The 13,359-nt window shown below is 44.8% G+C and carries 10 protein-coding genes; all 10 read left to right on the forward strand.

The features are described from left to right. Window positions 1-372: 372 nt before the first annotated feature. The 10 genes from sleB (at window position 373) to kamC (ending at window position 13,307) form a co-directional block, all read left to right on the forward strand. Entirely contained in the window at window positions 373-1,077 is a 705-nt protein-coding gene (gene sleB / locus BUB56_RS13165) for a spore cortex-lytic enzyme (RefSeq protein ID WP_110941775.1), read from the forward strand. A gap of 20 nt (window positions 1,078-1,097) precedes the next feature. Then, window positions 1,098-2,459, forward strand: coding sequence for a germination protein YpeB (gene ypeB, locus BUB56_RS13170; RefSeq protein ID WP_110941776.1), 1,362 nt, complete (start codon window positions 1,098-1,100; stop codon window positions 2,457-2,459). Between the two features lie 508 nt (window positions 2,460-2,967). Beyond that, a complete protein-coding gene (locus tag BUB56_RS13175) occupies window positions 2,968-4,077 on the forward strand; it encodes a D-alanine--D-alanine ligase (RefSeq protein WP_110941777.1) in 1,110 nt (369 codons plus the stop codon). Between the two features lie 96 nt (window positions 4,078-4,173). Further along, window positions 4,174-4,590: a YwiB family protein gene (locus BUB56_RS13180; RefSeq protein ID WP_110941778.1), complete on the forward strand. Its 417-nt coding sequence runs from the start codon at window positions 4,174-4,176 to the stop codon at window positions 4,588-4,590. 9 nt (window positions 4,591-4,599) lie between these two features. Next, on the forward strand, window positions 4,600-5,358 hold the full coding sequence (locus tag BUB56_RS13185; RefSeq protein WP_190014506.1) for a DALR anticodon-binding domain-containing protein: 759 nt from the start codon (window positions 4,600-4,602) through the stop codon (window positions 5,356-5,358). Window positions 5,359-5,738: 380 nt separating this feature from the next. After that, window positions 5,739-7,160 carry a sigma-54 interaction domain-containing protein gene (locus BUB56_RS13190; RefSeq protein WP_110941780.1) on the forward strand — a complete coding sequence of 474 codons (1,422 nt, stop codon included), beginning with the start codon at window positions 5,739-5,741 and terminating at the stop codon, window positions 7,158-7,160. A gap of 631 nt (window positions 7,161-7,791) precedes the next feature. Next, a complete protein-coding gene (gene kdd, locus BUB56_RS13195; RefSeq protein ID WP_110941781.1) occupies window positions 7,792-8,829 on the forward strand; it encodes an L-erythro-3,5-diaminohexanoate dehydrogenase in 1,038 nt (345 codons plus the stop codon). A gap of 307 nt (window positions 8,830-9,136) precedes the next feature. Further along, entirely contained in the window at window positions 9,137-10,390 is a 1,254-nt protein-coding gene (gene kamA, locus BUB56_RS13200) for a lysine 2,3-aminomutase (RefSeq protein WP_110941782.1), read from the forward strand. A 257-nt stretch (window positions 10,391-10,647) separates the two neighbouring features. Then, window positions 10,648-11,685, forward strand: a complete 1,038-nt coding sequence (gene kamB, locus BUB56_RS13205) for a lysine 5,6-aminomutase reactivase subunit KamB (RefSeq protein ID WP_110941783.1) — start codon at window positions 10,648-10,650, stop codon at window positions 11,683-11,685. Continuing rightward, window positions 11,685-13,307, forward strand: a complete 1,623-nt coding sequence (gene kamC, locus BUB56_RS13210) for a lysine 5,6-aminomutase reactivase ATPase KamC (RefSeq protein WP_110941784.1) — start codon at window positions 11,685-11,687, stop codon at window positions 13,305-13,307. The genes kamB and kamC overlap by 1 nt, the downstream gene beginning before the upstream one ends. Window positions 13,308-13,359: the final 52 nt, after the last annotated feature.

Below are 13,359 nucleotides of genomic sequence, written 5' to 3' on the forward strand. Positions count from 1 at the left end.
TCGTTGTAATCCCATATCTCATAATGAAGAACCTTTGGGAGGATATCAGTCTTGAATTTCTGATACTTGGGGGAATGAATATCATCATGAGCCCATTGCCCAAGGGGAACATATTTAGAAAGAAAAAGCACAAGCCAACGAATTTGTTGATTTTGGTATTGGATTATTAAAAGTAAATAGGTTATAATTGAGTTCATAACAATGACCTTTCTTTCAGGGAGAATTTTGTGTGAGAACTTAATTATAACCGAAAATAGGGGGTCATTGTTTTTTTATTTCAAAAAACTTTGTAACCCTTAATATATAAAGAGTTTAAATCTAAAAAGGGGTGTCATACTTGACACTACCAATTTGTGAAGGGAGGAAAAAAGTATGCGAAAGATTGCATTGGCTGCGACGGCCATTCTGCTGGCAGCTTGTATTGGATCGCTTATTTACTTAGACAGCTATTTTAACGCTGCGGCAGCCCAAACCCTTTATTGGGGCTCCAGCGGTGCAGAGGTAAGAAAGCTGCAGGAAACCCTCAAGCGGTGGGACTATTACAAAGGGCCCGTTGACGGTGTATTTGGCGGGGGAACCTTCGAGGCAGTAAAGGCCTTTCAAAGAAAAAACGGACTGACTGCTGACGGGGTAGTAGGCCCAGCCACGCTTAAGGCACTGGGATTTCCGGTGCAGGCAAAAGCAGCCCCAAAGGATTATCAGTCCAGCGGCAAGGTAGTATCCAGAGATCAGGAAACCACTTTATTGGCAAGGGCTATAACGGGGGAGGCTAGGGGAGAACCTTATATTGGTCAGGTTGCCATCGGTGCAGTGATTCTCAACCGGACCAGACATCCATCCTTCCCCAATACCATTGCCGGTGTGATTTATCAGCCTCAAGCCTTTACTGCAGTAGCTGATGGCCAAATTAACATGGAACCAATGGAAAGCTGCATCAAGGCGGCAAGAGATGCTCTCAACGGATGGGATCCAACAGGGGGATGCCTGTATTATTGGAATCCTGCTACGGCTACCAGCAAATGGATTTGGTCCAGAACCGTAGAGAAAAAGATTGGGAAGCATTGGTTTGGTAACTAGTGAATAGGGAGGTGAAAAAGATGAAATATGTATTGCCAATCGTATTGGCCATAGCACTGATTGCCACAGGACTATGGGGATACAATCAGAATCAGGAGCGAGAACAGCTGGCTAACTTTTTCATGAATACCAATCAACGATTATACTATGATCTGACCGGCAGCGTGCAAAGCATCACCACGGACCTATCGAAGCTGATGGTATCCGGTCAGACCAGGCAGAACATCATTCTATATTCAAATATATGGAAAAACGCTTATAATGCCCAGGAGAAGCTGTCCCAACTGCCGATTCAGCATGCACAGGCAAGTAAAACAGAGAAGTTTCTCAATCAGGTAGGGGACTATACCTTTGCATTAGCCAAAAGAAATCTGGATGGAGAGCAGCTGTCAGAACAGGAATTGGAGAATCTTGAGGCACTGCACAACTATTCCGCCAGCCTATGCCAGGAGCTGCAGGAGCTTCACAACAGCGTGTTTAAAGGAGAGGTTTGGTTGGGAGAGCTGGTTGGGAAGGCCAACAGAAAGCTGAATCGCCAGGCAAAAGAGGAAAACCCCGTTGATGTACAGTTTAGTAAATTTGAGGAGCGGATGGTTGAATACCCGGAGCTGATCTATGACGGACCCTTCTCTGAGCATGTGGTAAAGGGCAGAAAGCCTAGACTGCAGGGGGATAAGATTACCAAGGAGCAGGCGAGGAAGAAGGCGCAGGAGTTTTTAGGAGAAGGTACTGTCAAGCAGATAGAGTCTGCACCGGGAAGCACAGGCAGAATCAATACCTACAGCTTCGAAGGCGTTCCTAAGAATCAAACAGAGGGCAAAGGGAACCCCATCTACGTAGATATCAGCCAGCAGATAGGCTATCCAGTCTATATTCTTAACAATAGGGATGTACCTAAGGCCAATATTTCGCCGAAGCAGGCGATTAAACGGGCAGATAAGTTTTTGAATGAGAAAGGCTTTAAAAACATGATGCCTACCTATACTATGCGGTATGACAACGTGGTATTGATTAATTACGTTTATAAGCAGGATGATGTAGTCATCTATCCTGATTTGATTAAAATTAAGATTGCACTGGATAATGGGGAGGTAGTGGGCTTTGATTCCACCCAATTTTTGACCTCCAACTACCAGAGAAACATAGAGGCGCCTAAACTGACCTCTGCAGAGGCCCGAGAGAAGGCAACGATTCGGGCACAAATAGAGGAGGAAGGGCAGCTGTGCATCATTCCTACCGATGCTTATGGAGAAATTCTGTGTTATGAGTTTGAAGCTACCTATAAACAAGACAAATTCCTGGTTTATATCAATGCCAACACTGGAGTAGAGGAAAAAATCCTTAAGACGGTAGAACAGGAAAATGGAACCTTGATGATCTAAAAGGTTAGCTGTTAGCCGTTAGCGGTTAGCAGCTAAAGCTTTTTATAAATGAATTGAATAATATTAGGAAGAAGTATAGAATATTAATGATAGTAAGGGTAGAATGTAGATAAAGCTTAAAAATGAATATAACTGTGGGGATGTTGCCATGTCGTCCCAAAAGGCGGGCGGACACGGTGGTACCGCCCCTACAAAAGGCCCATGCTACCGTAGGGGACGGCCCATAGGCGTCAACTTAACCCATCATTTGTCATCCTGAGCGGAGTAAAACGGAGTCGAAGGATCTTTAAGCTAGATGATATATTCTGATAATCAAAAGTAATCTTGCTTATGTTCTATAAGATTCTTCGCTAAGGATCAGAAGGATATGCTTCTAAGGTTTATTTGGAAATAATTGGATTACGTTGACACCTATGGGGAACGGCAGACTGTGCCATTCCGCTGAATGTCAAAACTACTTCATAATATATCCTTGTATGATTACCCAAACAAAAAAGGGGGTTTTTCTATGACGAAAAAACTAAACATAGGTGTTATATTCGGTGGCAAGTCAGGGGAACACGAGGTATCGCTCATGTCGGCTGCTTCCGTGATGCGGGCCATTGATCAAGAGAAGTACAATATTATCCCTATAGGCATTACCAAGGAAGGCAGTTGGATGCTATATAACGGACCTATAGAGAAAATCGAATCGGGAGAGTGGGAGGGAATATCCAATCAACTCCTCCGTGAAGATCCACAGCACAGGGTATTTTCTGTGATTCCTATGGGCTCAGAGCCTTCACAGGCCTTGGTCCAGGGCATCCCACCCCATTTGGGAGAACAGCTGGATGTGGTGTTCCCAGTACTGCATGGACCCTACGGAGAGGACGGAACCATACAAGGCTTGCTGGAGATGGCCCATATCCCCTATGTAGGTGCGGGAGTGCTGGCATCAGCGGTGGGAATGGATAAGATTTATGCGAAGCGAATCTTTGAAATGGTAGGTTTGCCCATGGGCAAATATATGCTGATAATGCGAAAAAAACTCCGGGAAAATCACGAAGTTTATATAGAGATGATTGAAGAAAATTTTTCATATCCTGTATTTGTCAAACCGGCTAATTTGGGGTCTAGTGTAGGCATCAGCAAGGCACATAACCGTGAAGAACTGCTGAAGGGGCTTTATGCTGCTGCAAAGCATGATAGAAAGATTCTTGTGGAAGAATTTATTGCCTGCCGGGAACTGGAGTGTGCTGTATTGGGCAATGACGAGCCCAGGGCATCCGTAGTGGGGGAAATTGTACCTTCCCATGAGTTTTACGATTATGAAGCCAAGTACTTTGATGATGGAAAATCCAAGATGATTATACCGGCAGATATACCCGATGAAAAAGCCATGGAGATCCGGGAGATGGCAGTAAAGGCTTATAAGGCTATAGATTGTTCCGGTCTGGCCCGTGTAGATTTTTTCATGGAAAAAGAAACCATGAAGATCTATATCAATGAAATCAATACCATGCCGGGCTTTACCAAGTACAGTATGTATCCCCTCCTTTGGGATGCTACAGGTCTTCCTTATCCCCAGCTGATTGACCGGCTGATCCAGCTGGCTATAGAAAGACACCAGGATAAGTAGGGGCAGACCTATAGGTCGTCCCCTACAGGTATACTTCCCTTTACTGGCGTAAATCTATAGAACCTTGTACCTAATAAAGAGAGTGAGGATTTACCAATGAAAAATATAATGCTAAGAATAGAAGGGACCCAACGCAGCATAGATGGGGAAGAAAGCACCATTGAACTGACTACAGAGGGAAAGCTCTATAAAAAAGAAAATGCCACTTATCTTGTCTATGAGGAAAGTGAAATATCAGGTATGGAAGGCTGTACCACCACCGTCAAGGTCATTAAGGACCAGGTGTCTATGCGGCGCTTTGGCACTGCAAATTCGGAGATCGTCTTCCAGAAGGGCAAGAAATATGTCACCCATTACAACACGCCCTATGGAATTTTTGATATGGAAGTACTTACCCGGGAGATCGCCTGCAACATGACCGATGCAGATAAGGGGGATATTTATATAGAATACAACATCAGCCTCGAGGGTATGGTGGAGAGCCGAAACAAACTCAGTATACGGATCATGTAGGAGTCAATGATGAAAGAAGAAATCAGAAGGCAAATCCTACAGGCGCTGCCTGAAATAGAAAAGATGGATGAAATAGAGGTTGTTGAACAAAGAAACAAAGAATATGGGGATTTTAGCAGCAATGTGGCACTGAAAATGGCAAAGAAGCTGGGAAAAACCCCTATGGAGCTGGCTAAGTGTCTGGCAGAGAGCATAAAGACAGAGGGGACTTTTGCAGAAGTGGAGGCAGTACCACCGGGGTTTATTAACTTTTATATTGGAGAAGAATGGCTTTATAAAGCTTTTGAAGCCTGGCATTTCGAGTCCCTGCCATTGGAAGTGAGAAAGGACATAAGGTGTATTGTGAAAGCAGAAGAGGCTGGGGGCTGTATACAGGGAATACTGAGGGCGGAGGAGATCAAGAGACTTCAGTATGTCCACAGCAGGAGTAAGTCTATCATTAGGATTTTAAAGGCTGAAGGTATTTGTTATGATGACTTAAAGACCGGCTTTGACTACCATCGCACCGATGTAGAAAAAGAGATTCTCAGACAGCTCATGGATTATCATAGGATGATCCAAATGACTTTTGAAAAGAGAGACTGTAAAATATTGCTGGAATATATGCTTACACTGGGAGCAGGATTTTACCGGTATCATGAGGGGATTTTGTTCCGTTCTTTGAAATCTCCTCTCCTTTATGGTACACTAAGGGTAATGGATGGGATTAGGCTGGTTATGAAGGATTTGCTAGATATCTTGGGCCTCGACGCTCCGGAAAAATCATAGAAGAAGTTTATTTAAGTGAACTGAATATAGATGTGTGACAGAGAATTCTGATGTATTTCGGATCGACGAGGGCGTCGATCCCTGCACCTCTATTGAGGTTTTATGTAGGGAACGGTGCCTTCCCCGTTCCGCTGATTTTAACTTTTTTAGTTATATATTTATAGTAGTGGCGGGTTTCCATGCCCCACATCTTGGAATTGGATATATCTTTTCATTTGGTTGGGCACAGAGCCCCAACCCTACGATAGCTTATGAGGGGTTTATTTGAAAATACTACTTTATCAACAGCCTGAATGCTCACTAAAGGTGAGCATATTTCATAAGCCAATTGACGAAAATTGGGCAGCGCATGACGAAAATTGGGCAAAGGAGGAATGGAGATGGATTTGATATTTTCCAGAAAAAACATGGAGGTTTTGTTAGACTATATTGCCGAGGGCGTGCAGATCATCGACAGCCGGGGGCGGATCATTTACTATAACCGGGCTGCATCAGAGCTGGAAGACATCAAGCAGGAGGATACTATCGGACGACACATTCTGGAGGTATATCCTTCCTTATCCCCGGAAACCAGTACCCTGCTGCAGGCCATTCGTACGGGAATGCCGAGCTTTCAGGTTCAACAAACTTTTATTAACTATAAGGGAAAAAAGATTACTACCGTGAATACCTCTCTGCCTATAAAGGCCAATAACAAGATTATCGGAGCCATAGAGGTTTCTAAAAATATAACCGACGTACGGGAGCTGTCAGAGCGGCTGGTGGATCTTCAGGAGCGGCTGCTCCACAAGGAGAGCGGTCCAAAACAGAAAAGGGTGAAGGATAGTGCAGGATATACTTTTATTGATATTATTGGACAAAGTCAGGAGATGCTGATCTTAAAAGGATTGGCCATGAAGGCCTCCCAAACCCCTTCTCCTATCCTGATCTATGGAGAAACGGGTACGGGCAAGGAACTTTTTGTACAGGCCATTCATAATGCCAGCCCAAGACGGGATAAGCCCTTTATCGCCCAAAACTGCGCAGCTCTGCCTGGAACACTTCTGGAAGGCATTCTATTTGGAACCGTAAAAGGCAGCTTTACGGGGGCAGATGATCGGGCAGGCCTCTTTGAACTGGCCCATGGGGGTACCCTATTCTTAGATGAAATCAATGCCATGCCTATGGAGCTTCAGGCCAAGCTGCTGCGCGTGCTGCAGGACGGAAATATTCGCCGTGTTGGAGATATCAAAACCCGAAATGTGGATGTGCGGATTATTGCTGCCAGCAATACGGATCCAAGAGCAGCGGTAGAAGGAAGACAGCTGAGACGGGATCTTTACTACCGCTTGAATGCAGTGGAACTGCGTATTCCGGAGCTAAAGGAAAGAAAGGGAGATATTCCCTTGCTGATTCAGTACTTTATCGACAAATTTAATGATAGATTGGGAAAGAATATTAGGGGAATCGCATCTGACGCCCAATCGAGTCTGCAGCAATATGCTTGGCCCGGAAACGTCAGAGAACTGGAGCATGTCATCGAAGGGGCTATGAACCTAATGGACGGACAGATCATTCAAATTGAAAACCTGCCTCCCTACTTACGAAGAATCGACCAAAGCAGTGGAAAATATGGTAAATCAGAGAAAACTGTTTCCCTGAAGAGAGCTTTGGAGGATTATGAGCAGGAAATGATTCGCAGCTGTTTTGAGGCCTGTGAAGGAAATGTCAGCCGTGCTGCAGAGGAGCTGGACATCCCCCGTCAGACCCTGCAATATAAGCTGAAAAAATATGGCCTGACGAAGTGCACGGGTAGGATATAGGGCGCAACATGAAGGACATATTAACCGCAGAATTAGGGAAAACAGTGTCTGCTGATTCAGTTAGCCGTTAGCGGTTAGCCGTATTAGATCAGGATCAATGGCGTTCAGCGTTGTCTTTGGAAGCAGGGATCAGCATAAAATTGTACTGTTAGAAAGAGAATCCTAGGGAACGGCCCATAGGCGTCAATGTAATCTAATTATTTCCAAATAAACCTTAGAAGCATGTCATTCTGAGCGTTAGCGAAGAATCTTATAGAACATAAGCAAGCTTACTTTTGATTATCAGAATATATCATCTAGCCTAAAGATCCTTCGACTCCTTTTACTCCGCTTAGGATGACAAATTATGGGTTAAGTTGACGCCTATGGGGAAAGGTCCCTGTGCCGTTCCATTGCTTTAAAAAGGGAACTGCCCAATATCCAGCACCTATAATTTGAAAAGCAATTTTCTGGGGAAAATGTTTTCCCATAAGATTTACAGCACTACTAGGATTTCCAAGGTTTTGACGTGTACCGTGTACCGTGGAACGTGTATCGGATTTCGCTGGCACGATCCTTGCAACATTACTGCCACGGGTTAAAAAATATCAAAACCAAAATGATATAAGCATATATAAGGAGGAAGAGCAATATGAAAAAAGGATGTCCTTTTGGAACACACAGAGTCATTGAGCCAGCAGGTGCACTGCCACAGCCGGCTAAAAAGATTGACAACACCATGGAACTATACGACAATGAAATATTAGTTAACGTACAAACCTTAAATATTGACTCCGCAAGCTTTACACAAATCAAGGAGCAGGCGGAGGGTGATCTGGAAAAGATCAAAGAAATTATGCTGAGTATTGTAGCAGAAAGAGGAAAGCATCAAAATCCGGTAACAGGCTCCGGCGGCATGCTAATCGGAACCGTAGAAAAAATCGGATCGGCCCTGGAAGGAAAGATCGATTTAAAAGTAGGAGACAAGATCGCCACTTTAGTATCTCTTTCACTGACACCCCTTCGCATTGATGAAATTGTAGAAATCCGTAAAGACATTGATCAAGTAGACATAAAAGGTAAAGCCATATTATTTGAAAGCGGCATTTACGCTGTCCTGCCAAAGGATCTGCCAGAGAATTTAGCATTGTCTGTATTGGATGTAGCCGGTGCCCCAGCCCAAACAGCAAAGCTGGTGAAGCCTGGAGACACGGTTGTAGTTGTTGGAGGTGCAGGAAAATCCGGTATGCTGTGCTGCTATGAGGCAAAGCGCAGAGCTGGCGTTACAGGAAAGGTAATTTGTCTGGGGCACAGCGAAAAGAGCCTGGCAAGAGCTAAGGAAGCAGATATTGCAGACGTATATATTGCTGCAGATGCTACAAAGCCTGTGGAAATCATGGAAAAAATCGCTGCAGCAACCAATGGCAAAATGGCAGATATCACGATTAACTGCGTAAACGTTCAGGATACAGAAATGTCCTGCATACTGGCAACGAAGAAGGATGGTCTGATCTACTTCTTTAGTATGGCTACCAGCTTTACAAAGGCAGCATTGGGGGCCGAGGGCGTAGGTTCTGATGTAACCATGATCGTTGGAAACGGCTATACAAAAGGACACGCTGAGATAACCCTGCAAATCATGAGAGAGAGCCAAGCGTTAAGAAAAGTATACGAAGAACTGTATGCGTAAGATTGTCGTGAAATAGTGACCTTGTAGGGACAGGTCTCTGTGCTTGTCCAAAGGCGGGCATGGAAACCCCCGCTGCAGCTGTTATGTATCAACCATCACCTATAGAAATATGAACTACCTGAACTACTGGTATAGACAAAGGCCAGTAAAATAAATAACACATGTAGGGGCGACCTATGTGTCGTCCCGAAAAAGCGGGCAGACACGCAGGTCTGCCCCTACAATAATATTTTTATTTCTAATGGCGTAAATCTATAATCACAGATAGGCAAAGGGCTAACAAATAGAAGAACTGGGAGGGAATATTATGAGAAATTTTAGAGAAATCGAGCTTTGGAAAAATGTAACGCAGGAACAGTGGGATGACTGGCACTGGCAGGTACAAAACAGAATCGACAATATTGAAGACCTTAAGAAGGTTATCAATCTGACACAAGAGGAAGAAGAGGGAATTAAGAAGTCCCTGGAAATACTGCGAATGGGTATTACTCCTTATTATGCGGCACTGATGGATCCCAATGATCCGGAATGTCCGGTAAGAAAGCAGGCTGTACCGACTATGTATGAAACCCACAAGAGTGATGCAGATATGGATGATCCTTTACATGAAGACACGGATTCTCCGGTACCGGGATTAACCCACAGATATCCGGACAGAGTATTGCTGTTGATCACAGATATGTGCTCCATGTACTGCAGACACTGTACCAGAAGAAGATTTGCGGGACAGCAGGATGACGTGCTGCCAATGGATAGAATTGATGCAGCCATCGAATACATCAAGAATACCCCAGTAGTAAGGGATGTCCTTTTATCTGGAGGAGACTGTCTGCTGGTGAGTGATGAGCGATTAGAATACATCATCAGCAAGCTAAGAGCTATTCCACATGTTGAAGTGATTCGTTTAGGCTCCAGAACGCCGGTAGTACTTCCACAGAGAATTACCCCGGCATTGGCGGATATGCTGAAAAAATATCATCCGATCTGGTTGAACACCCATTTCAATCATTCTAAGGAGATAACACCGGAGGCCAAGGAAGCCTTAAGACTATTAGCCGACGCAGGAATTCCTCTCGGAAACCAATCGGTGCTGCTAAGAGGAGTAAATGACTGTGTGCACATTATGCGTGACTTAGTGCATAACCTGGTTAGAAATAGAGTAAGACCTTATTATATTTATCAGTGCGACCTTTCTGTAGGTATCGAGCATTTCAGAACACCTGTAGCCAAGGGTATAGAAATCATTGAGGGACTAAGAGGACATACTTCCGGATATGCAGTACCAACCTTCGTAGTGGATGCACCTGGAGGCGGCGGAAAGATCCCTGTAATGCCTCAGTACATGATTTCCCAATCTACTGAAAAGGTAATTCTGAGAAACTTTGAAGGGGTTATCACAACCTATACACAGCCTGAGCCCTATAAGGAAAGCTGCAGCTGTCCAGTCTGTAAAGGCGAGAAAGAGCACAAATTAACGGGAGTAGCCGGTCTGCTGCAAGGCAATCAGGTAGCCTTAGAGCCGGGAGATCTGGAAAGACATAAAAGAGGACATCACGAGTAAGCGGTTCGCGGTTAATCGTTAGCAGTTAGCCGTAAAACCCATAGGCAGGCACAGTCCTTGTATCTGCCCGATATAAGATAGAAGTAGGGAACGACGCCCCCGTCGTTCCGCAAAATAGGATAAATGGATATTAAACAGGGAATTAAGGTAGGGGACGACGACCCTGTCGTCCCGCAAAATAAGCGGGCACACACAGAGGTACGCCCCTACGAAAGATAATGTTGTTTGTACAGCCCTTTTAAGAGGAGGTTTCAGCCATGCAGTTAATGGATCTCATTCAAAGTAAATATAGGATTATCTCCGTGGTAGGGATGGCGAAAAACGCAGGGAAAACCATGACCTTAAATGCACTCATTGACGAAGCAATGGAAAGAAATATACGGCTGGGCATTACCTCTACCGGTCGGGACGGAGAGAAACAAGACATCGTAACCAGCACGGAAAAACCTCTGATTTACGTAGCTGAAGGAACCTTGATTGCAACCACAGAAGAAACCTTTAAATGTTCAGAAGTAAGGATGGAAATCCTGGAGGTTACAGATTTTTCTACCTCTATGGGCAGGGTCGTAATCGCCCAGGCAAAGAATGGAGGTTATGTGCAGATAGCAGGCCCCAACACCAATGGGGAAATGAAGGAAGTAGGGCAGAAGCTGTTGTTTTATGGAGCCCAGCTGGTGATCGTAGACGGGGCCATCGATCGGGTGGCATCGGCTTCGCCGGCGGTCACAGAAGCTACTATACTGGCCACAGGCGCAGTACTCAGTCGGGATATGAATCAGGTAATTGAGAGGTCTATTCATCAAACCCGGCTATTTTCTCTGCCTAGGGTGGAAGATGAGCATATACGGCAAATGATTTCTGCCATGATAGAGGAGAAGGGCTATTATTTGATTGATGAAGAGGGATATGCGGTACCCTTAGAAATTAAAACAGCCCTAAACAGCGGAAATATTATCGGCAGGGCCATCGAAGAAAAGACTAAATATGTGGTCATAGGCGGTTCTTTAGTGAGTAAAACCTTAAAGGACATCGTGGTCACCACACAAAAATACCGACAGGTAGTTTTTGTGGTTAAGGACGCTACAAAGATATTTATTGACAGCCGAGACTATTTATATTTTGAGAAAATCGGCATCCAGATACAGGTGGTAGACAAGATTAAGGCAGTGGCTGTAACCGTGAACCCTTATGCACCCCAGGGCTATTATTTCAACCCTGAGGAATTTAGACATAAAATGGAGCAGTTCTTAGATCCTATTCCTGTATTTGATGTAGTATTGGGTGGTGATGCCTGATGATTACAGAAAAAATAGAAAAGAATCTGGACCTGGATTATATATTCGATCGAATAACGGTCTATACTCCCTACGGTGAGGCTCGGAAAAAAGAAATGAAACCTTTCCGCATAGGAGAAGAGTGCTTGCTGGAAGAGGAATTCAACCGGATTGAAAAGGTAATAGACCTGCTGGAAAAGCACCGGTATACTTTTGTGGAAATCCGAAACCAGTTTAAAAACATGAAGGATCTGCGGGGCTCCTTCAAACGGATTGAAGAGGATGGAGTCCTCAGCGTAGTGGAGCTCTTTGAGATCAAGGTATTTCTGGGTATTTTGGAGAAGCTCCATGATCTGCTGGAAAAGCTCCCCTGGAATATGCCAAAGGAGCTGGAGGTTCAACCCTTATATCATCTGCAGCAGCTGCTGGACCCCCAGCAATCGGGAGTCAATACCTTTTATATTTATGATGAGTACTCGGAAGCCCTAAGGGACATCCGGGAAAAAATCAGAGGATTGGAAAACACCATCAATCAGGCCAAAATGCAGGCCCGGGATAAAGTACAGTCGGAGTTGGGCTTCAAAATACGGCCGAATGGGGAAATCACCATCAATAAGGGAAACCGGGAAATGGTGGAAACGGCTGCGGCCTGTGAGGGCTTGGTATACAGTGCTGAAACCTATATGAATATAACCTATAGGGTGAAGATGGATGAGCGGTTTGACCGATTGTTTCAGCAGATAGAGGACTTGAAGCTGGAAGAAGAGGAGGAAGAATTCCGAATCCGGGAAAGACTCACAAAGGAAATGAAAGGGGACCTATCACGGATTTATGACAATATCTATGGAATCGGGGCTTTGGATCTGCTGATTGCAAAGGCTTATTTTGCAGTGGGTTTCCATGGGGTTAAGCCTGCTTTGTCAGGGGACAATATCCTAAGGATCGAAGAGGGCCGCCATATCAAGGTAGAAGATACCTTAAGGAGACAGGGTAAGGCCTTTACCCCCATCACTGTAGATTTGAAAAAGGGTGTTACCTGTATTACGGGGGCCAATATGGGCGGGAAGACCATATCCCTCAAGCTGATAGGTCAGCTTAGTGCCATGGCACAGTTCGGGATTTTTGTACCGGCTAAAGGAATGACTTTCTCTTTGAAGGAGTATATTTTCCTGTCTCTGGGGGATTTGCAGTCTACGGATATGGGCTTGAGTACCTTTGGAGCAGAGATTGTTGAGATTAAAAAGATATTAAATCGGGCCAAGGAAAAGGGATTGATCCTGATTGATGAATTAGCCAGGGGAACGAACCCTTCTGAGGGCTATGCCCTGTCCAAGGCCATTATAGAATATCTGCAGGATAAAGATGCCATTACGGTGATTACAACCCATATCGACGGCTTAGCGGAGGGCCCGGTCTGCCACCTGCAGGTCCGGGGCTTGAGGGATGTGAATTTTGAACAGTTAAAGGAACAATGGGCACAGCAGGAAGCCGGAGGTATTGAGATGGTGCACCAGCATATGGATTATCGGTTAGAGGTAGTGCATCACAGAAGCAAAGTGCCCAGGGATGCCATTAACATTGCCCGGCTGATGGGATTGGATGAAGAAATATTAGAAAAAGCGGAACAATATTTAGATAGATAATGAAAACAATCCAATAATACGGGCGGACACGGTGGTACCGCCCTTACGAAGA

This window comes from Geosporobacter subterraneus DSM 17957 (assembly GCF_900142145.1).
Lineage (GTDB): Bacteria > Bacillota > Clostridia > Peptostreptococcales > Thermotaleaceae > Geosporobacter > Geosporobacter subterraneus.

Excerpts from the sequence above, each read along its gene's own strand:
- BUB56_RS13185 (WP_190014506.1), top strand. The coding sequence starts at position 4,600 with ATGAAAGAAGAAATCAGAAGGCAAATCCTACAGGCGCTGCCTGAAATA.
- ypeB (WP_110941776.1), top strand. The coding sequence starts at position 1,098 with ATGAAATATGTATTGCCAATCGTATTGGCCATAGCACTGATTGCCACA.
- BUB56_RS13180 (WP_110941778.1), top strand. The coding sequence starts at position 4,174 with ATGAAAAATATAATGCTAAGAATAGAAGGGACCCAACGCAGCATAGAT.
- sleB (WP_110941775.1), top strand. The coding sequence starts at position 373 with ATGCGAAAGATTGCATTGGCTGCGACGGCCATTCTGCTGGCAGCTTGT.
- BUB56_RS13175 (WP_110941777.1), top strand. The coding sequence starts at position 2,968 with ATGACGAAAAAACTAAACATAGGTGTTATATTCGGTGGCAAGTCAGGG.
- kamA (WP_110941782.1), top strand. The coding sequence starts at position 9,137 with ATGAGAAATTTTAGAGAAATCGAGCTTTGGAAAAATGTAACGCAGGAA.
- BUB56_RS13190 (WP_110941780.1), top strand. The coding sequence starts at position 5,739 with ATGGATTTGATATTTTCCAGAAAAAACATGGAGGTTTTGTTAGACTAT.
- kdd (WP_110941781.1), top strand. The coding sequence starts at position 7,792 with ATGAAAAAAGGATGTCCTTTTGGAACACACAGAGTCATTGAGCCAGCA.
- kamC (WP_110941784.1), top strand. The coding sequence starts at position 11,685 with ATGATTACAGAAAAAATAGAAAAGAATCTGGACCTGGATTATATATTC.
- kamB (WP_110941783.1), top strand. The coding sequence starts at position 10,648 with ATGCAGTTAATGGATCTCATTCAAAGTAAATATAGGATTATCTCCGTG.